The organism is Sphingomonas sp., assembly GCF_045810705.1.
In the GTDB taxonomy this organism is placed as follows: domain Bacteria; phylum Pseudomonadota; class Alphaproteobacteria; order Sphingomonadales; family Sphingomonadaceae; genus Sphingomicrobium.
Genome location: NZ_JBJMVI010000019.1, coordinates 149,502 through 168,587 on the forward strand (window position 1 = coordinate 149,502; position 19,086 = coordinate 168,587).

At 66.0% G+C, this 19,086-nt stretch carries 18 protein-coding genes and 1 pseudogene; 9 read left to right on the top strand and 10 right to left on the bottom strand.

Annotated features, from left to right (window positions below; all coding sequences use genetic code 11):
* Nucleotides 1-14 precede the first annotated feature (14 nt).
* Together glyA and rpiB are read right to left on the bottom strand one after the other, a co-directional pair.
* Complete coding sequence (gene glyA, locus ACJ8FR_RS10240; protein ID WP_407828528.1) at nt 15-1,346, bottom strand: serine hydroxymethyltransferase; 1,332 nt, start codon at nt 1,344-1,346, stop codon at nt 15-17.
* Nucleotides 1,346-1,792 carry a ribose 5-phosphate isomerase B gene (rpiB, locus tag ACJ8FR_RS10245; RefSeq protein ID WP_407828529.1) on the bottom strand — a complete coding sequence of 149 codons (447 nt, stop codon included), beginning with the start codon at nt 1,790-1,792 and terminating at the stop codon, nt 1,346-1,348. The genes glyA and rpiB overlap by 1 nt, the downstream gene beginning before the upstream one ends.
* A 149-nt stretch (nt 1,793-1,941) precedes the next feature.
* Here rpiB and ACJ8FR_RS10250 point away from each other — a divergent pair, with 149 nt between their 5' ends.
* Nucleotides 1,942-3,102: an MBL fold metallo-hydrolase gene (locus tag ACJ8FR_RS10250; RefSeq protein WP_407828530.1), complete on the top strand. Its 1,161-nt coding sequence runs from the start codon at nt 1,942-1,944 to the stop codon at nt 3,100-3,102.
* A gap of 9 nt (nt 3,103-3,111) precedes the next feature.
* Here ACJ8FR_RS10250 and hemA read toward each other — a convergent pair whose 3' ends face one another.
* Together hemA and murI are read right to left on the bottom strand one after the other, a co-directional pair.
* The gene (hemA, locus tag ACJ8FR_RS10255) at nt 3,112-4,323 is read right to left on the bottom strand and encodes a 5-aminolevulinate synthase (protein WP_407828531.1); all 1,212 of its coding nucleotides are present in this window, start codon (nt 4,321-4,323) and stop codon (nt 3,112-3,114) included.
* 69 nt (nt 4,324-4,392) lie between these two features.
* The gene (murI, locus tag ACJ8FR_RS10260; protein WP_407828835.1) at nt 4,393-5,181 is read right to left on the bottom strand and encodes a glutamate racemase; all 789 of its coding nucleotides are present in this window, start codon (nt 5,179-5,181) and stop codon (nt 4,393-4,395) included.
* A gap of 121 nt (nt 5,182-5,302) precedes the next feature.
* Here murI and plsY point away from each other — a divergent pair, with 121 nt between their 5' ends.
* The 5 genes from plsY to ACJ8FR_RS10285 all read left to right on the top strand — a co-directional run bounded on the left by plsY (nt 5,303) and on the right by ACJ8FR_RS10285 (nt 10,664).
* Entirely contained in the window at nt 5,303-5,902 is a 600-nt protein-coding gene (gene plsY / locus ACJ8FR_RS10265) for a glycerol-3-phosphate 1-O-acyltransferase PlsY (RefSeq protein ID WP_407828532.1), read from the top strand.
* Nucleotides 5,878-6,960, top strand: a complete 1,083-nt coding sequence (gene dprA / locus ACJ8FR_RS10270; protein ID WP_407828836.1) for a DNA-processing protein DprA — start codon at nt 5,878-5,880, stop codon at nt 6,958-6,960. The genes plsY and dprA overlap by 25 nt, the downstream gene beginning before the upstream one ends.
* Nucleotides 6,961-7,021: 61 nt before the next feature.
* The gene (topA, locus tag ACJ8FR_RS10275) at nt 7,022-9,487 is read left to right on the top strand and encodes a type I DNA topoisomerase (protein WP_407828533.1); all 2,466 of its coding nucleotides are present in this window, start codon (nt 7,022-7,024) and stop codon (nt 9,485-9,487) included.
* Nucleotides 9,484-9,921 carry a dUTP diphosphatase gene (gene dut / locus ACJ8FR_RS10280; protein ID WP_407828534.1) on the top strand — a complete coding sequence of 146 codons (438 nt, stop codon included), beginning with the start codon at nt 9,484-9,486 and terminating at the stop codon, nt 9,919-9,921. The genes topA and dut overlap by 4 nt, the downstream gene beginning before the upstream one ends.
* Nucleotides 9,918-10,664: a HesA/MoeB/ThiF family protein gene (locus ACJ8FR_RS10285; protein ID WP_407828535.1), complete on the top strand. Its 747-nt coding sequence runs from the start codon at nt 9,918-9,920 to the stop codon at nt 10,662-10,664. The genes dut and ACJ8FR_RS10285 overlap by 4 nt, the downstream gene beginning before the upstream one ends.
* A 4-nt stretch (nt 10,665-10,668) precedes the next feature.
* Here ACJ8FR_RS10285 and ACJ8FR_RS10290 read toward each other — a convergent pair whose 3' ends face one another.
* From ACJ8FR_RS10290 to ACJ8FR_RS10305, 4 genes and pseudogenes are all read right to left on the bottom strand, one after another.
* Nucleotides 10,669-11,097 (bottom strand): hypothetical protein, encoded by a 429-nt coding sequence (locus ACJ8FR_RS10290; RefSeq protein ID WP_407828536.1) that lies wholly within the window; start codon nt 11,095-11,097, stop codon nt 10,669-10,671.
* Between the two features lie 71 nt (nt 11,098-11,168).
* Nucleotides 11,169-12,334: pseudogene (gene coaBC / locus ACJ8FR_RS10295) on the bottom strand (bifunctional phosphopantothenoylcysteine decarboxylase/phosphopantothenate--cysteine ligase CoaBC).
* Nucleotides 12,335-12,339: 5 nt separating this feature from the next.
* Complete coding sequence (ubiB, locus tag ACJ8FR_RS10300) at nt 12,340-13,872, bottom strand: 2-polyprenylphenol 6-hydroxylase (RefSeq protein WP_407828537.1); 1,533 nt, start codon at nt 13,870-13,872, stop codon at nt 12,340-12,342.
* On the bottom strand, nt 13,869-14,600 hold the full coding sequence (locus ACJ8FR_RS10305) for a class I SAM-dependent methyltransferase (protein ID WP_407828538.1): 732 nt from the start codon (nt 14,598-14,600) through the stop codon (nt 13,869-13,871). The genes ubiB and ACJ8FR_RS10305 overlap by 4 nt, the downstream gene beginning before the upstream one ends.
* A 48-nt stretch (nt 14,601-14,648) precedes the next feature.
* Here ACJ8FR_RS10305 and mutM point away from each other — a divergent pair, with 48 nt between their 5' ends.
* The 3 genes from mutM (at nt 14,649) to dnaA (ending at nt 17,567) form a co-directional block, all read left to right on the top strand.
* Entirely contained in the window at nt 14,649-15,455 is an 807-nt protein-coding gene (gene mutM / locus ACJ8FR_RS10310) for a bifunctional DNA-formamidopyrimidine glycosylase/DNA-(apurinic or apyrimidinic site) lyase (protein WP_407828539.1), read from the top strand.
* Nucleotides 15,456-15,541: 86 nt separating this feature from the next.
* Entirely contained in the window at nt 15,542-15,805 is a 264-nt protein-coding gene (gene rpsT, locus ACJ8FR_RS10315) for a 30S ribosomal protein S20 (RefSeq protein WP_407828540.1), read from the top strand.
* A gap of 367 nt (nt 15,806-16,172) precedes the next feature.
* Entirely contained in the window at nt 16,173-17,567 is a 1,395-nt protein-coding gene (gene dnaA, locus ACJ8FR_RS10320; RefSeq protein ID WP_407828541.1) for a chromosomal replication initiator protein DnaA, read from the top strand.
* 95 nt (nt 17,568-17,662) lie between these two features.
* Here the strand turns inward: dnaA and ACJ8FR_RS10325 are convergent, their stop codons facing one another.
* Both ACJ8FR_RS10325 and ACJ8FR_RS10330 read right to left on the bottom strand, forming a co-directional pair.
* Entirely contained in the window at nt 17,663-18,334 is a 672-nt protein-coding gene (locus ACJ8FR_RS10325; RefSeq protein WP_407828542.1) for a DUF4136 domain-containing protein, read from the bottom strand.
* Nucleotides 18,335-18,440: 106 nt separating this feature from the next.
* The gene (locus ACJ8FR_RS10330; RefSeq protein ID WP_407828543.1) at nt 18,441-19,079 is read right to left on the bottom strand and encodes an exopolysaccharide biosynthesis protein; all 639 of its coding nucleotides are present in this window, start codon (nt 19,077-19,079) and stop codon (nt 18,441-18,443) included.
* Between the last annotated feature and the right edge of the window lie 7 nt (nt 19,080-19,086).

Genomic DNA, 19,086 nt, shown 5'->3' on the forward strand with positions numbered 1-19,086 from the left:
GCGGTCCTTCGCCCTCAGCCCGGGTAGATCGGGAAGCGGGCGCAGAGCTCGCCGACGCGACGGGCGACCGACTGTTCGACCTGCGCGTCGCCAGCCTCGCCGTTCTTGCGCAGGCCTTCGACGACTTCGGCGATCAAGCCGCCGATCGTCCGGAACTCGGCCTGACCGAAGCCGCGTGTCGTGCCTGCCGGAGTCCCGAGACGGATGCCCGAAGTGACGAACGGCTTTTCGGGATCGAACGGGATACCGTTCTTGTTGCAGGTGATCGACGCGCGATCGAGCGCCTTTTCGGCATGCTTGCCCTTCGCGTGCTTCGGCCTCAGGTCGACAAGCATCAGGTGGTTGTCGGTGCCGCCGGATACGATGTCCAGCCCGGCTTCCTGGAGCGAGGCCGCGAGCGCGCGCGCATTGTCGACCACGTTTCTCGCGTAGGTCTTGAATTCCGGCTGCAGTGCTTCGTGGAACGCAACCGCCTTCGCTGCGATCACGTGCATCAGCGGACCGCCCTGCAGGCCCGGGAAGACGGCCGAGTTCATCTTCTTGGCGATCTCCTCGTCGTTGGCGAGGATCATGCCACCGCGCGGGCCGCGCAGGGACTTGTGCGTCGTCGTGGTCGTGACGTGCGCATGCGGCACCGGATTGGGATGCACGCCGCCGGCAACCAGGCCGGCGAAATGGGCCATGTCGACCATCAGATAGGCGCCGACCTCGTCGGCGATGCGGCGGAAGGCGGCAAAGTCCCAGGTCCGCGAATAGGCCGTGCCGCCGGCGATGATCAGCTTCGGCCGCTCGCGCCGCGCGATTTCGGCGACCTCGTCCATGTCGATCAATTGATCGTCGCGGCGGACTCCGTACGACACAGGGTGGAACCACTTGCCCGACATGTTCACGGGTGAGCCGTGGGTGAGGTGGCCGCCGGCATTGAGATCAAGACCCATGAACTTGTCGCCGGGCTGAAGCAGCGCCAGGAACACCGCCTGGTTCATCTGGCTGCCGCTGTTGGGCTGGACGTTGGCAAAGGCGGCGCCGAACAATTGCTTCGCGCGCTCGATCGCGAGCGTCTCGACGATGTCGACATATTCGCAGCCGCCGTAATAGCGCCGGCCGGGATAGCCCTCGGCATATTTGTTGGTGAGGACCGAGCCCTGGGCCTCGAGCACGGCCTTGCTGACGATATTCTCCGATGCGATCAGCTCGATCTTCTCGCGCTGGCGCTCCAGCTCCAGCCGGATGGCGTCCTCGACCGCCGGATCGATTTCCGAAAGCCCGCTGGTGAAGAAGCCGTGGGGGACGCGGTAGTCCTTATTGTCCTTTGGGTCGTGCTCGATATCGGCGGCGGTGGCCATCAGTCGGATTCCTGCAATTCCTGGGACAGTTGGTCGACGCGGGGCTGGTGACGTCCACCGGCAAATTCGGTGCCGAGAAACAAAGCGACGCAGGCTTTCGCCATCTCGCTGCCGATCAGCCGCGCACCGAGCGCGAGAACGTTCGCGTCATTATGTTCTCGTGCTAGCTGGGCGGAGAGAGGGTCGCCGACGCGCGCACAACGGCATTTGGGTTCGCGGTTCACGGCGATCGAGATGCCGATGCCCGTGCCGCACACGGCAATCCCCCGCTCGACTTCACCGGACGCCACCGCTCGCGCGACCTTGCGCCCGAACAGCGGATAATCGACGCTTTGCGGCCCGTTGGTGCCGAGGTCGCGGACGTCGTGACCCTGTTCACGCAGCCAGCTGGCAAGCTCGTCCTTAAGCAGGTAGCCGGCATGGTCCGCGGCGAGAGCGATGCGCATGCGGTTTTGAGTAAGCCACGGGCGCTCAAATGGCCAGTGCCCGCCGTTCGTCGAACGGTCTAATCGCAGCGCACTCTGGTCGATGCGGGCTCGACCGCGGTTGTTCCGCCTGTTCCGCTTGCCGAGCAGGGGATGGGCCAGTGCGAGCGATGCTGTCCGCAGTCGGGATTCTTGTCGTTTCGGCGGCCGCGGCGGCGCAGCCCGCGCCCGCCGTCGACGTCCGACCCTTCGTCGCGCACGAGGTCAATGCCAAGGTCCATCTGCTCTCGACACCAAGCGACTGGTACGCGGTGGCGATCAGCAATGTGATCCTGATCGAGCAAAGCGATGGTTTCGTTGTCGTCGACAGCGGCTTCAATGCCGCCAATGGCCGCGCCGTCGTGCGTTATGCCCGCTCGCTTGCCAACAAACCGATCAAGGCGGTGATGATCACCCACTGGCACAATGATCATCCGCAGGGGATTTCGGCGATCCGCGATGCTTTTCCAAAGGTCCGGATCATTTCCACGCCGGGCACCGAGGCCGGAATGCTCGGCCCGGAGTCCTACGACGTCGGTTATCGCCCCGACGCCAAGTTCGATCGAGCCTGGACCGGTCTCGCGGAGAGCAACAAGGCGGCATTCAGCAAGCTACTCGACGATCCGGCAACGCCGCCCGACCGAAGGGAGCGGGTGAAGAAGGCGCTCGCTCAATTGGACGAGATGATCCAGGACGTTCCCGGTACCTACATCGTTCCGCCGACCGAGACATTCGAGCACGAGCTGGTGATCAATGATCGCGACGTCCCCGTGCGCATGCTGTTTCTCGGCCGCGCCAACACGGCGGGCGATGCGGTCGCCTGGCTTCCGAAGCAGAAAATCCTGGCGAGTGGCGACATCGTCGTTTCGCCGATCCCGTTCGGCTTTGGCAGTTATCCGGCCGACTGGATCGAAACCCTTGCCAAGGTCAAGGCGCTTGGGTTCAGGACCCTGATACCGGGGCACGGTGAGCCGATGAGCGACGCCGGCTATCTCGACAAGCTCATCACCTCGATCGCCGACTTGCGGGCACAGGTTGGACCGCTCGCCAAGGCTGAAATGACGCTCGAGGATGTCCGAAAGAAGGTCGATTTTTCCAAGTCGCTCGCACTGTTCGGCGACAATCCGCGGATAAGGGCCAACGTCGAGGGATTGTTCTTCATTCCGATGATCCGCAACGTTTACAAAGAAGCGCGGGGCGAGCCGATCCTGCAGGGCGACCGCGACGGCGCCCCGCCGGCCGCAGCGACCGACACGCCGCCGGTATCCAGGGCGATCCATCACAAGAGCTGAGCCGCAGCGTTAAGCCGCGAGGCGGATTTCTTCGCGTCCCCAGATCTCGACCAGCGCGCCGACGAGCTCGTCCATCATCTCCGCGCTGTGGTGCGGGCCGGGCGTGAAGCGCAGCCGCTCGGTGCCGCGCGGCACCGTCGGAAAATTGATCGGCTGAACGTAGAGCCCGTACTCGGCGAGCAGGATGTCGCTGATCTTCTTCGCCTTGATCGGGCAGCCAATGAGCAGCGGGACGATGTGGGTGACGCTGGGCATCATCGGCAGGCCGGCGGCGGCGAACTTGGCCTTGAGCATCGCCGCGGCTTCCTGCTGCGCGCGCCGCTCGTCGCTCGAAACCTTCAGGTGCCGGACGCTGGCGAGGGCCCCGGCGACCAGCACCGGCGACAGCGAGGTCGTGAAGATGAAGCCAGGCGCATAGCTTCGGATGCAGTCGATGATCGTCCGGTCGGCGGCGATATATCCGCCCATCACGCCGAACGCCTTGCCGAGCGTGCCTTCGATGATCGTCAGCCGGCCGGCGACCGCGTCGCGCTCCGAAATGCCGCCGCCATGTTCGCCGTACATGCCGACCGCGTGGACCTCATCGAGGTAGGTCAGGGCATTATATTTGTCGGCGAGGTCGCAGATTGCCGCGATCGGCGCGATGTCGCCGTCCATCGAATAGACGCTCTCGAACGCGATCAGCTTGGGGGTCTCGGCATCCTCGGCGGCGAGCAATTCCTCGAGATGCTCGAGGTCGTTGTGGCGGAAGACGCGCTTTTCGCAGCCGCTGTTCTTGATGCCGGCGATCATCGAGGCGTGGTTGAGCTCGTCCGAGAAGACGATGCAGCCGGGCAGCAGCTTGCCGAGCGTCGACAGCGCCGCTTCGTTGGAGACATAGCCGCTGGTGAACAGCAGCGCGGCCTCCTTGCCGTGTAAGCCAGCAAGCTCGGCCTCGAGCTGGGTATGATAATGGGTGTTGCCGCTGATGTTGCGGGTGCCGCCGGAGCCTGCGCCGACCTCGCGCAGTGCCTCCTCCATCGCACCGACCACCGCCGGGTGCTGGCCCATGCACAGATAGTCGTTCGAGCACCAGACGGTGATCGGCTTCGGCCCGTTGCCGCCGAAGCAGCGCGCGTTCGGATAGCTGCCCTTGGTCCGCAATATGTCGATGAACACGCGGTAGCGGCCCTCGTCGTGAAGGCGCTCGATCGCGGATCTGAAGATGCGGTCGTAATCCAAGGCCGGCTCTTCTGGGGCCTTTAGCTTCCACTCCGGCGCAATTCCATTGCGAACGACTCGCAACTTGTCTCAGAGCGTGCGGACGTCGCCGATGCCGAAACGGGCGAGGTTCGCCAGCGACGGCGTCCGCGTCGCCGAGGTGAACAGCATGAGGCCTTCCGAGGGCGCCCCCGGCCACGCCTGCTCGCGCGTCAGCCAGGCGATACGGCGGGCGATGCCCGGTCCGCCGTCCACATAAGCAACGCCGGGGAAGGCGGCGCGAAGCTCCGCATCGAGCAGCGGGAAATGAGTGCAGGCGAGGACCACCGTGTCGATCCGATCGCCACCTGGCGCATCGAACATCGGTTGAGCGGCGGCGCGGACTGCGTCGGTGCCGATTTCCTCACCTGCTAGCTTGGCCTCAGCCAGCTCGACCAGTTCGGGCGAGCCGTGACGGATGATCGTGCAGTCGGCGGCGAACTTCGCGGCAAGGTCGTCGACATAGGGTTGGCGAACGGTCGCCTCGGTGCCGAGCACGCCGATCACCCGGCTTTTCGACATTTCCGCCGCCGGCTTGATTGCCGGCACGGTGCCGACGACCGGAAGGTCGAGCGCCGACCGGACGTGATCCAGAGCGATGGTGCTCGCGGTGTTGCACGCGATGACCGCGAGGCGCGGGTGAAAGCGCTCGACCAGCCGGCCGAGCAGGGCCGGGACGCGGCTGGCGATCTCCGCCTCAGTGCGCTTCCCATAAGGGAATCCGGCGCTGTCCGCGGCATAGACGATCGGCGCATTCGGCAGGACCTTCAGCGTCGGTCCGAGCACCGACAGCCCGCCAACGCCGGAATCGAAAAACAGGATAGGGGCATTCGGGTCCATCTGGCGCGTCATTGCGAGGAACGGAGCGACGAAGCAATCCAGTCCCCCATAGCTGGATTGCTTCGCTCCGCTCGCAATGACGGTTGATTGCGGCCCGGAATGCTTATGCTACCACCGCGCGATGACCCGCGAGATGCTCTTCGCTTTGGCGCTCGGCTATTTGCTCGGGTCGATCCCGTTCGGGCTGGTGCTGACCCGGATCGCCGGCAAGGGCGACGTGCGCGAGATCGGTTCGGGCAATATCGGTGCGACCAACGTGCTGAGAACCGGGAGCAAGCCGCTCGCGGTGCTGACGGCCGTGCTCGACTGCCTCAAGGCCACCGCTGCGATCCTGCTCGCCAGGTCCCTGTTCGGCGACCAAAGCGCGGCGTTTGCAGCGACCGGGGCGCTGATCGGACATCTTTATCCTGTGTGGCTCAGGTTCCGCGGCGGCAAAGGCGTCGCCACCTACCTTGGGATCCTGATCCCGCTGCTGCCGGTTGCCGCTGCAATTTACGCTGCGATCTGGGTTCTCCTGCTGCTGACGCTCCGAATCTCGTCGGTCGCAGGAATGGCGGCGACGGCCAGCGCGCCAATCACGGCCGTCGTCCTGCACTCGTCCTACGTCCTAATGCTGCTCGGTTTCACGGTGGTGGTGCTGTGGAAGCACCGCGAGAACATCGTCCGCCTCACGAAAGGAACCGAGCCACGAATAGGATCGAAGACCTCGTCGACCGCCTGAGGCTGCTGCGCACGCCGGGCATCGGACCCGTCACCTGCCGCCAGCTGATCGCCCGCTTCGGAACCCCGGCGGCGGCACTTGCCGCAGTGCCCGATCTCGCGCGGCGCGGCGGCGGCAGGGCGCCCACAATCCGGAGCCGCGACGATGCCGAACGCGAGATCGCCCGGGTGGAGAAGCTCGGCGCGACGTGGCTCGCGTTGGGGCAGGGGCTTTATCCGCGCTTGCTCGCCGAGCTGGAGGACGCGCCGCCGCTGCTGGTCGCGAAAGGCAAGCTCAACCTGCTCGACCGCCAAGCGGTCGCGATCGTCGGCGCGCGCAATGCCTCGGCCGCCGCATGCCGTTTTGCGCGTGGTCTGGCCCACGATCTCGGCCAGCACGACCTGGTCGTCGTGTCGGGGCTGGCGCGAGGCATCGACAGCGCGGCCCATGACGGCGCGCTGGAGACCGGCACGATTGCGGTCATCGCGGGGGGCATCGATGTGGTCTATCCGCCGGAGAACGAGGAGCGGCAGGAGGCGCTTTACGAGCGCGGGCTGGTGCTCGCCGAAATGCCGCCGGGCACCGAGCCGCGCGCGCGGCACTTCCCCTACCGCAACCGGATCATCGCCGGGATGGCGAGTGGCACCGTCGTCGTCGAGGCGGCACCGCGATCCGGCTCGCTGATCACCGCCCGGCTCGCCGCCGAGGCGGGCCGCGAAGTGATGGCCGTGCCCGGCTCGCCGCTCGACCCCCGCGCGCAAGGCTGTAACCAGTTGATCCGCGACGGAGCGACGCTGGTGCAAAGCGCCGAAGACGTGATCGAGGCGATCCGGCCGTTCGCGAGCCAGGTCCGCTCGGCACCCGTGCCGTTCGAGGCAGCGCTCGAAGCGTTGAACGGTGATTCCGACGCATCAGCGCTGGTCGAGGAGCTGCTCGGCCCTTCGCCGGTGCCGGTCGACGAGATCATCCGACTTTCCGGCGCACCCTCCGGCGCGGTGCAGATGGCACTGCTCGAGCTGGATCTCGCCGGCCGCCTCGAGCGGCATGCCGGGGGGCGGGTCTCGCTGCGGCCCGCCTGAGCCTGTCTTGACGCGGCGAAACCCGAAGCCCCACCTTTACGCGTATGCGTGAGAACATCTCTTGAAGCTGGTTGTCGTCGAATCGCCGGCCAAGGCGAAAACCATCGAGAAATATCTTGGGAGCGGGCACCGGGTGCTTGCCTCGTTCGGCCACGTGCGCGACCTGCCGCCGAAGGACGGCTCGGTCGATCCGGACCAGGGCTTCGACATGCTGTGGCAGGTCTCGCCCGATCGTTCGAAGCAGCTCAAGGCAATCACGGATGAAGCCCGCAACGCGGATACTCTGATCCTCGCCACGGACCCGGATCGTGAGGGCGAGGCAATCAGCTGGCACGTCCAAGAGGTGCTGCGCCAGAAGAAGGCGCTTCCAAGCAACGTCCAGCGAGTAACCTTTAACGCCATCACCAATTCGGCCGTCACCGAGGCGATGAAGCATCCGCGCGGGCTCGATGAGGACCTGATCGACGCTTACCGGGCGCGCCGGGCGCTCGATTATCTGGTCGGCTTCACGCTTTCACCGATCCTGTGGCGCAAGCTGCCGGGCGCGAAATCGGCCGGCCGAGTGCAGTCGGTGGCGCTTCGCCTGATCGTCGATCGTGAGCGCGAGATCGAGATCTTCAGGCCCCAGGAATATTGGCAGGTCAGCGCCACCTTCGAAGCGGACGGGCAACGCTTCACGGCGCGGCTGGTGCAGCTCGACGGCAACAAGATCGATCGGCTGACGATCGGCAACCGCGGCGACGCCGACGCCGCCAAAGCGGTTGTCGAGGCTGGTCGTTTCACGGTCGCGTCGGTCGAGACCAAGCCGTTCGCGAAGAATCCGCCGCCCCCGTTCACGACCTCGACGCTGCAGCAGGAGGCCGCGCGCAAGCTCGGATTTTCGGCCAGCCACACGATGCGCGTCGCGCAGTCGCTCTACGAGGACGGGCTCATTACCTACATGCGGACCGACGGCGTCGACATGGCGCCAGAGGCGATCAGCGCCGCACGGAGGGCGATCGCGAGCCGGTACGACGCCGGCTTCGTCCCCGACCGGCCGCGCCAGTATCAGAGCAAGATCAAGAACGCGCAGGAAGCACACGAGGCGATTCGTCCGACCGATTTCGACCGGCCGCGCGCTGCTTCGGGCGATCATGCGCGGCTCTATGAGCTCGTCTACAATCGCGCGCTGGCGAGCCAGATGGCGTCGGCGCGGCTTGAGCGGACGACCGTCGAGCTTACCGACGGCGCGGGGAGGGCGGTGCTGCGCGCGACCGGCCAGGTCGTGCTCTTCCCGGGGTTCATCGTCCTCTACGACGAAGGCCGCGACGATCCTCAGGACGAGGAGGGCGCGCGGATGCCCGCGCTGCGCGAGGGAGATGCGCCGCTCAAGACCGGCGTCGATGCGACCCAGTCCTTCACCCAGCCGCCACCGCGCTATTCCGAGGCGAGCCTGGTCAAGCGGCTCGAGGAGCTCGGGATCGGCCGGCCCTCGACCTATGCCGCGACGCTGCAGACGCTCAAGGACCGCGAATATGTCCGCGTCGAGAAGGCCCGCTTCGTCCCCGAGGAGAGCGGACGTCTGGTCACGGCGTTCCTCGAGCGCTTCTTCGAGAAGTACGTCAGCTACGATTATACGGCCGAGCTCGAGGAGGAACTGGACGATGTCTCCGGTGGCCGCCTCAACTGGCAGAAATTGCTCGACGACTTCTGGCGCGACTTCAAGCCCAAGGCCGGCGAGGTCATGGATCAGAAACCGAGCGAGATCACGGCAGCGCTCGACGAGTTCCTCGCGCCCTGGCTCTACCCGCCGCGCGCTGACGGCAGCGATCCGCGCGTGTGCCCGCAGTGCGGCAACGGGCGGCTGAGCCTGCGCGGCGGGAAGTTCGGTGCGTTCGTCGCCTGCTCCAATTATCCCGATTGCAAATATACGCAGAAGTTCGGCCAGGGCGGCGACCAGGCGCAGAGCGACGGGCCGACCGATCTTGGCGATGGCATCCTGCTCAAGAGCGGCCGCTTCGGCCCTTATGTCGAGCGCGGCGACAAGCGCGGATCGATCCCGAAGGACGTACCGCTGGAGGACGTAACCGCAGAGGTAGCCGAGCGGCTATTGTCCTTGCCGCGCGAGATCGGGCCGCACCCCGAGACGGGCAAGCCGATCACCGCGTCCATCGGGCGTTACGGTCCCTACCTCGCGCATGACGGCAAATATGCGAAGCTCGGCTCGACGGCCGAAGTGTTCGAAACCGGCATGAACGCCGCGGTCGCCAAGCTCGCGGATGCTGCATCGGGCGGCGGTCGTGAGCGAAGCGCGTCGCGTGAACCGATCGCAATGCTCGGCAAGCACCCCAACGGCAAGGACGTGAAGGTCATGGCGGGGCGTTACGGCCCCTATGTCAGCGACGGGACGACCCATGCCACCTTGCCCAAGGGCGCCGACCCAAAGACCGTGACCCTGGATGAAGCCGTCCGGCTGATCGATGAGCGCTCGGCCCAGGGTCCCGCTAAGAAGGGACGACGCCCGGCACGGAAGAAGAAGGCGAAGTGATCGAGGTCGAACTGCAGCGGCTAGCACACGGCCGAGGCCTTCCCGCGCCGGCCTACGCGACGGACGGCGCGGCTGGCCTGGACGTCGTCGCCGCCGAAGATGTGAGTCTCGCGCCGGGGCAGCGTCACGCGGTCGCCACCGGCTTCGCCATCGCCATTCCCGAGGGTTATGAGGTCCAGGTCCGCCCACGCTCTGGCCTCGCGCTCAAACACGGCGTCACCTGCCTCAACACGCCCGGCACGATCGATCACGATTATCGCGGGGAGGTGAAGGTGATTCTCGCCAATCTCGGATCCGAGCCGTTCGAGGTCCGCCGCGGCGAGCGGATCGCACAGCTTGTGCCCGCCCCGGTGCTCAAGGCCGCGTTTCGCGAGGTCGAGACGCTGACCGAAACCCATCGCGGTGCCGGCGGCTTCGGCTCGACGGGGCAGTGAGGCTCTCCGACGAAGAGCTGGACCGGTACGCGCGACATATCGTTCTGCCGCAGGTCGGCGGGGTCGGGCAACGCAAGCTGAACAGCGCAAGCGTCGCCGTCATCGGGGCCGGCGGAATCGGGAGCGCGGTCATTCCGGCGCTTGCCGGGGCGGGCATCGGCAAGCTCACCATCATTGATTCCGACGTCGTCGAGCTGGCCAATCTCCATCGCCAACCGCTGTTCCGCGAGCGCGACGCCGGCTATTCGAAAGCCGATCTCGCGCTCCAGTTCGTTCATCGTCTCAACCGCTTCGTCGAAGCGAGCCCGGTGCAGGAACGAATCGGACGCGAGAATGCGCCCGCCCTGCTTGCAGGTAACGATTTGGTGATCGACGGCAGCGACAATTTCGCGACCCGCCTCGCGGTCAGCGACACCTGTGTCGCGCTCGGCGTTCCAATGATCTCGGCGGCCGCCGTGCAGTTCCAGGGACAGGTCGGGTTGTTCCGATCGAAGCCCTGTTACCGGTGCTTTGTCGGCGATGCATTCGATGCGGACGATTGCGACAATTGCGCCGAGCTGGGCGTGCTCGGGGCGCTGACCGCGACCGTTGGAAGCTTCGCCGCGCTGCTGGCGATCAACTTCATTGTCGGCATCGGCGAGGACCAGGCCGGCAAGCTCCATCTGTTCGATGGCGCGCGCCTCTCATGGCGCGAAATTCGAATCCCGGCCGATGCGGGTTGCCGCGCCTGCGGCGAGGGCTAGGCGGTCAGGAGCCGGGGCCGCCTTCGAACCCGAAGGTCAGGTTGCCCTTGTACCAGCCTTCCGGACTGTCGCCGTGACGCCGGTAGTCGCCCCCGTGGATCATTTCCAGAAGCGCGCCGGCAACGATCCCCTCGGCTTCGGGACAGTTGAGCTGCGGAACGATCAGCCGGGCGATGCTCCCGTCCGGATTGAACTGGGTCGCGAACGAGATGCGGAAGTCGAGCTTGCCCATTGCATATCCGGGAATCTGGCACGTCCGTGCATGTCCCAGCTCCCAGATGCGCTGCATGACATTCGACTGAAGATGGTCGTACCCGCGCGATTGGAGATCAGGGAGCTCGCTCCAGTCGCCGGTTGCGACCTCGACCTTTGGCGCCGGCGCGGTCGCGGCAATCGTCGCGAGGACAAGAGGCAAGGCTAGCAAGCGCTTCATGGCAATCTCCCGCCGTTCTGCAGCCGCGAGATTATTCCTGGCGAGGGTTCAAGTCGAGAAGGGCTGCAAAATCAGCCGAGCGCTTGATCGATTCGCCTGACTAGCCGCTCGGCGACCTCTTGCTTCGCGGCTTCGGGCCAATCCTCGACGCCCTCGGCGGTGATCAGGTGCACGCGGTTGCGGTGCCCGCCCATCACGTCGCCGGAGACGTCGTTGGCGACGATCCAGTCGGCGCGCTTCGCCTGCCGTTTGGCAGTCGCCTGCTCGACGACATTCTCGGTCTCCGCGGCGAAGCCGATGAGGAGGCGCGGGCGCTGATCGCTGGCGGCGAGCTCGGCGAGGATATCTCGCGTCGCAATGAAGCGGAGCGCTGGCGGCCCGTCGCTCTTCTTGAGCTTGGCCGCCGAAGGCTCGACGCGCCAGTCGGCAACCGCGGCGACGAGGATCGCAACGTCGGCGGGAAGTGACGTCATGACGGCGTTCGCCATCTGCTCGGCGCTTTCGACATCGATGCGCTCCACGCCCGCGGGAGTCTCGAGCGCGACCGGGCCTGCCACCAGCGTCACGCGCGCGCCAGCCTCAACCGCTGCTGCGGCGATCGCGAAGCCCTGAAGGCCTGAGGAGCGATTGGCGATGACCCGGACGGGATCGATCGGCTCGTGCGTCGGCCCCGCGGTGACGAGGATGTGCTTGCCTGCCAGCGTCACTTCAGGAGGTCGGCGAGCTGGTCCATGATGTCCTGCGGCTCGGGCAGCCGCCCAGGCCCGAATTCGCCGCACGCCATCTCGCCCTCGGCGGGCTCGATCACCTTTACCCCGTCGGCCTTGAGCTGCTGGACGTTGCGCTCGGTCGCCGGATGCAGCCACATGCGGACGTTCATCGCAGGGGCGACGACGACCGGCTTGTCGGTCGCGAGGAGCAGCGTCGTTGCCAGGTCGTCCGCGATGCCGGCAGCCATCTTCGCCAGCAGGTCCGCAGTCGCCGGGCACACCAATACGAAGTCGGCGGCGCGGCTCAACTGGATATGGCCGATTTCGACCTCGTCCTTGAGCTCCCAAAGCGACGTGTGAACCTGGTTTTCGGCGAGCGTGCCTAGGCTCATCGCGGTGACGAAATGCTCACCGCCTTTGGTCAGCACGGGGGTAACGGCGTGGCCGGCCTTCTTCATTAGCCGCACAACCTCCAGCGCCTTGAAGGCCGCGATCCCGCCGCCGACGATGAGGAGCACCCGCGCCATGGTCTTCAGACTAGCACAAACAGTAGCAAGGCGCCGAGGACTACGCCGGCCGCGCCCGCGAGCGCGTAACCCCACCAATGGCGGTGCTCGATGATGGCGATGTCGGGCAACGGCGGCGCGGGGGGCGCGGCGCCGCGCGCAGGATAATATTCGTCGAGCCGATTGATCAGCTCGGGGATCTTCTTGACCGCACGCACAAGCTCGATGATGCGGTCGGCGTAATAGGCCTCGGGGCCGAGTTCCGAGCGCATCCACTCGCGAAGGAACGGCTCGGCCGTCTCCCACATGTTGATGTCGGGATCGAGTGCGGTCGCGACGCCCTCGTTCATGACCATCGTCTTTTGCAGCAGCAGCAGGTGCGGCTGGGTCGGCATGTCGAAATCGCGGGTGATCGAGAACAGGCTCTCGAGCATCCGGCCGACCGAAATGTCCTTGACCGGCAATCCGCGGATCGGCTCGCCGGCGGCGCGAAGCGCGGTCGCGAACTCCTCGACGCTGTGATGCGCGGGGACGTATTGCGCTTCGAAATGGATCTCCGCGACGCGGCGGTAATTGCCGGTGATAAGGCCATAGAGGATCTCGGCGAGCCAGATCCGCGCGCGCCGGTCGACCCGGCCCATGATCCCGAAGTCGATCGCCGCGATCCGACCGTCGGCGAGAGCGAACAAATTGCCGTGGTGGAGGTCGGCATGGAAGAAACCGTCGACCACTGCCTGGCGCAAAAAGGCGCGGACCAGGATCGCGGCCAGCGCCTTGCAGTCCTGGCCAGCTTCGATCAGCGCATCGCGGTCGTTGAGCTTGATGCCGTCGAGCCATTCGAGCGTGAGCACGCGGCGGGCGGTGCGGCGCCAGTCGATCTCGGGAATGAAATAGCCCGGCTCGGCGACCATGTTCTCGCGCAGCTCAGAGGCTGATGCGCCCTCGCGCTGCAGGTCGAGCTCGCGCGCGGTCCATTGGCGGAACTGCGCGACGACGTGCCGCGGGCGCAGCCGCTGCGCTTCGCCGCCGTAGCGCTCGACATGCGCGGCGGCCCATTCATAGGTCTCGATCGCCTTGGCGAATTCCTCCTCGATCCCGGGGCGCAGGACCTTGACCGCCACCTCGCGGCCTTCGGTCGTGACCGCGCGGTGGACCTGGGCGATGGACGCCGCGCCGACCGGCTTCTCGTCGAATTCGGCGAACAGGATTTCGAGCGGCGCGCCGAACGACGTCTCGATGGTCCGCTTGATCTGCGCGAACGGGGCCGGGGGCAGGTCGTCCTGCAGCTGTGACAGATTGGCTGCGGCCTTCTCGCCGACCAGGTCGGGGCGGGTCGAGAGCGCCTGCCCGAGCTTGATCGCGGCGGGACCGATCGCGACCAGCGCCGCGGCATAATCGGGCACAGACGGAATGGGGGCCCCAAAGCGGGCGATGCGAGCGAGGCGACGCACCGGCGGAGGGGTCAGTGGGTCTTCTTCGATGCCGCGCAGCGCGCCGTGGCGGGCCAATGTCCGGCCCCATTTCAACAAACGCCACAAATGAGTGACGGACGTGGTCAAATTTTCCAGCCCGAATGGATCGTCACCAGCCCGCCCAGCATCGGCTCCGCATTGACCCGGATGAAGCCCGCTTCGGTGACCATTGCCCTGAACGCCGCTGGCTTTGGAAAGCGCCGGATGCTTTCGATGAGATAGCGGTAGCTGTCCTCGTCGTTGGCCACGACCTTGCCGACCTTGGGGATGACGTACGACGCATAGCGGTCATAGAGCGTCGAGAACCCCGGCCAGTCGCTCGCCGAAAATTCCATGCAATAGAAGCGCCCGCCGCGCTTCAGCACGCGATACGCTTCGCGCAGCGCCGCCGGGATGTCGGTGACGTTCCGGATCCCGAACACGATGGTGTAGGCATCGAATGCGGCGGCGGCGAAGCTCAGCGCTTCGGCATTCTCGACTTTCCACGAGAGGCCGGTGAGGCCCCGCCGCTCGGCCCGTGACTTGCCCACCTCGAGCATGTCGGCATTAATGTCCGCGACCGTCACATGGGCGCCGCGCCGGGCCATGCGGAAGGCGACGTCGCCGGTGCCGCCCGCCATGTCGAGGATGTCCTCACCAGGCCGCGGCTTCACCCGGGCGACGAAGCGGTCCTTCCACAAGCGGTGCATGCCGCCCGACATGAGGTCGTTCATCACGTCATAGCGGCGTGCGACCGAGCTGAAGACCTCGCCGACGCGGCGCATCTTCTCCTCGGGGCTGACGAGCTCGTCGCCGAAATTGACCTGTTCCGTCATGGGTGAGCGGCTCTAGCGGGGTTGCCCCGCCTTCGCCATATCGCGCGCATGCCGGAGCTTCCCGAAGTCGAGACGACCGTCCGCGGTCTTGCGCAGGTGCTGCAGGGACGGCGCATCGAGCGGGTCGAAGCGCGACGGCCGGATCTGCGGCGCGCTCTTCCGGTCGACCTCGGGCAGCGGCTGACCGGCGCGCGGGTCGTGGGGCTGCGCCGGCGCGCCAAATATGGGCTGATCGACACCGACCGCGGCGATACTCTCGTCTTCCATCTCGGCATGTCGGGCCATTGGCGGATCGATCCCGCGGAGATTGGCAAGCACGATCATTTCCTGGTCGAGACCGACGACGGCCGGCGGCTTGCGCTCAATGACGCGCGCCGCTTCGGATCGCTCGATCTCGTGCGAACGGACGAGCTTGGCGAATGGCCGCCGTTCATGGCGCTCGGGCCCGAGCCGCTCGACATCACGGCGGAAGAGCTGCAGCACCGCCTTGCCGGACGCAGCGCGGCGATCAAGCTGCTGCTCCTCGACCAGCGCATCATCGCCGGGCTTGGCAACATCTATGTGTGCGAGGCGCTGTACCGCGCCGGGATCCACCCGAAGCGCGCAGGAGGGTCGGTCTCGCGTAAGCGGCTGGCCCGCCTCGTGCCTGCTATTCACGATGTGCTCGCCGAAGCGATCGCCGCCGGTGGATCGACCTTGCGCGACTTTGTCGCGCCCGGCGGCGAGCTCGGTTATTTCTCCAAGACGTTCGCCGTTTACGATCGGGAAGGCCGGAGCTGCGCCTGCGGCGGAACCGTTAGGCGTATCGTCCAGGGCGGCCGCTCGACCTTCTACTGCCCGAGCTGCCAGCGTTGACCTCCAGCGCTCTACGCGGTAGGGGACGCGCCGCTTCGGTGCGAGCCTGTTGGCCGCGCCGTTTTTCATTGAGCTAGAGGACGACCATGGCGAATACGCCGCAGGCCAAAAAGCGCATCCGTCGCAACGCAACGCGCGAGACGATCAACCACTCGCGCGTCAGCCGAATCCGGACCTTCATCAAGGCCGTCGAGTCGGCGATCGAGTCGGGCAAGAAGGGCGAAGCGGCCGAGGCTTTGAAAAAGGTCCAGCCGGAGATTGCACGCGGAGTCGCGCGCGGGGTTATCCACAAGAACACCGCCTCTCGGAAATTTTCCCGTTTGTCGAAGCGGGTTGCCTCGCTCGGCTAAAAACCCATCCTAAGGGGACAGACTCGAGCCGCCGGGCAACCGGCGGCTCGTCCCGTTTTTGGAATGTCAAAAAAAGCAGCAATTCCGGCGATTCGCGTCACCGTTAACAACGAGCTAATCGCGAAAACGGCGGTTTTCCGCCAATCCGTGAAACTTTCGGCCTGAATCCTCTGTCAAGTGTCATTATTTCACTTCTGTGAAAAAACGGCACTTGCATGCTGCCGCGGACAGTCACAGAAAGGCTGTTCCGGGCGCGAATCCGTGCCGGGGGCAAGAGAGAAAAGAGACGCAGGGCGCGCGACTCGCATCGCGGGCGGCAGGTAGGCTTTGTCTTTTGCAGGGGGACGAGAGAGGGAGGCGCGGGCTAGTGCAACTGGGTGGGGCGAGCTCGACTGCTGAACTGGCCGGAGCGCCAGTTGCGGCGCCGCTGGAGGCGGCTTGGGAATCGATCCGCACCGGGCTTCGCCGCGATCTTGGCGCCCGCACCTTCGACGGCTGGCTGAAGCCGGCCGAGCTTGGCGGCTTCGAGCCGGATAGCGGCACGCTCGATCTGGTGATGCCGAGCCAGTTCATGGCTGATTGGGTGCGTTCGCATTTCGGCGAGCGGCTGACCCTTGCATGGAAAACCGTTCTCCCGGTTGTCCGTGATGTTCGGGTCATTGCTGCCGCCGATGCCCCGCGCCCGGCGCCGCTGCTGATTCTCGAAGAGACGCCGGTCCCCGCTGAGCGCGACCCCAATGCTCCAAACTTCGACCCGCGTTACCGGTTCGAGACGTTCGTCGTCGGCAAGGCCAATGAAGTCGCCGCAACCGCCGCGAAGACTCTGGCGACCTCGCCCGCCGTCAACTTCAATCCATTGTTCATCCACGGCGGCACCGGGCGCGGCAAAACGCACCTGCTGCACGCGATCGGCCACGCATTCCTCGCCCGCAACCGCGGCTCTCGAGTCGTCTCGATGTCGGCCGAGAAGTTCATGGTCGAGTTCATCCGCGCGCTGAAGGAGAATGACACGATCGGCTTCAAGAGCCGGCTGCGCTCGGCCGACCTGCTGCTGATTGACGACGTCCAGTTCATTGCCGGCAAGGATTCGACGCAGGAGGAATTCTTCCACACGATGAACGAGATCATCACCGCGGGGCGGCGGCTGGTGATCACCTCCGACCGTGCGCCGCAGGACCTCGACGGAATCGCGCCGCGAATCCTGTCACGGCTGTCGTGGGGTCTCGTCGCCGACATCAATTCAGCCGACTACGAGCTTCGCTTCAACATCATCGTTTCCAAGCTTGAAGCGCTGCCGGGCGTCGACATGCCGCGCCCGGTAATCGACTTCCTGGCGCGGCGCGTGACCTCGTCGGTGCGCGAGCTGGAGGGAGCACTCAACCGCATCGGCGCCTATGCGATGATGACCGGGCGCGAGATCGATGTCGCGTTCGTCGAGGAAGTCCTCGCCAACGTCCTGCGCGCCAACCAGCGGCGCATCTCGATCGATGAGATCCAGACCCAGGTCGCCGAGCATTACCGGATCCGCAAGGCGGAGATGACATCTGCGCGGCGGGCGCGCGAAGTCGCCCGGCCGCGCCAGGTTGCGATGTATTTGTCGAAGCAGCTGACACCGAAGTCGCTTCCCGACATCGGCCGCCGTTTTGGCGGGCGCGACCATACGACGGTGATCCACGCCGTCCGGCAGATCGAGAAGCTCCGCGCCGCCGACGCCGAGCTCGACGCTGATATCCGGCTGCTCATGCGCCAGCTCGAGGGCTGATCGGCGCCGTCCACGCCGGCCGGTCTTGGACAAAGAAAAAGGCCCGCCGGATGGTCCCAGCGGGCCTTCTTTTCTGGTGGGATGACCGGCGCCGCTTACGATCTCGCCGGTGGCCGAGTCGGGATGGTGATCTTCACGACTTCGCCGTTGCGTCCCGGGAAACCGGTGAACATCGCCTCGACCAGGCTCGGAATGACGACGTCGAGCCTGCTGGTCTCGGAGCGCGCCTGGACGCGGCCGTCGAACAGGGCCGCGTTGGTCCCGGCTGCGCGGATGTGGACGTCGATCTGGCTGTGATATTCGACATAGGAGTCGACGCCGCCGCCGTACCAGAACGGATCGTCCCAGCCCCAGGAATAGCCGCCGCCCCAGCCGAAGCGTGACCGGTGGAACGGCGAGCCCCAACCGCCGAAGCCGCCAAAGCCGTAGCCAAAGCGGCTGCGATAGAATGGGTCTTCGACGTAACGCACCTGGCCGCGGTCGACGCCATAGCCGAACTGAACGATCATGTTCGCGCTCTGTGAGCTTGTCGCCGGTTGGAAGCCGCGCGCCTGGAGCTGCTGGGCGACGATTCCGGCATAGCGCTGAAACTCGAGCCCGCCATTATTGGCCATCCCGCCGCCCGGGACGACGAAGAAGGTCTGGCCCTGCGCCGCGGGCATGGCCTGATAGCGGGAGACCGTGGTGTTGATCTGCTCGGCGCAGGCCGAGAGGCCAACAGCGGCAACGCCAAGGGCGAGGATGGCGGTGAAGCGACGGATACGCATATTGACTTCCCTTCGGGCGGGGAAACGGAAATTGCTGATCGTTTCGCCATAGCATGAACAGCTGTGAACGGTCGATGAAGCGTGCGCCGGCACCGACGAGCGGTTGCTAGCCCCGCAGCCACGATGCCGCGTAGCTGAGGGCGGCGACTCCCGAGCCGACGAGCAGTGCATCCACCGCGAGGCTCAGCACCGCGGCAACGGCGGCAGCGATGGCGAGCGCTCCATCGCGGTAGATCAACGCCAGCCCGAACAGGACGATCGCGGCGGCGGGAGCGATGTGAAACAGCGGGATCGGCACCGCGGCGAGGAGCGCGAGCAGGAAACAGACGAGACCGATCAGGCGGGTCGCCGTCGGCCCGGTGAGGATCGCGAGGCGTGGCTTGAGGATGCGCTCGATGCGCGCCTCGACCCATTCGAATTTCCCAATCAGCCGCTCGATCTCCGACTTGCGCACACCCCGCCGGTCGATCCGCGCCGGGAACCACGGGCTTGCGCGCCCGAGGACCATCTGGCCCGAAACGATCAGAAGCGGGATGGCGAAGAAGACGCTGGTGCCCGGGGGCAGCGGCAGCACGTTGATCGCGGCGAAAATGAACAGCAGGCCGCCCCACGCACGGGCGTGAAGCTGCGCCGCAAGCTCGGTGAAACTCAGTCGGTCGGGCTCGTGGTCCCGGATAATCTGCGCGAGCCGCTTCGAAAGCGGCAGCGGGCGCGACGAGCCGGGCTGGGGTTTGACGGGATCCAAGGGTGGT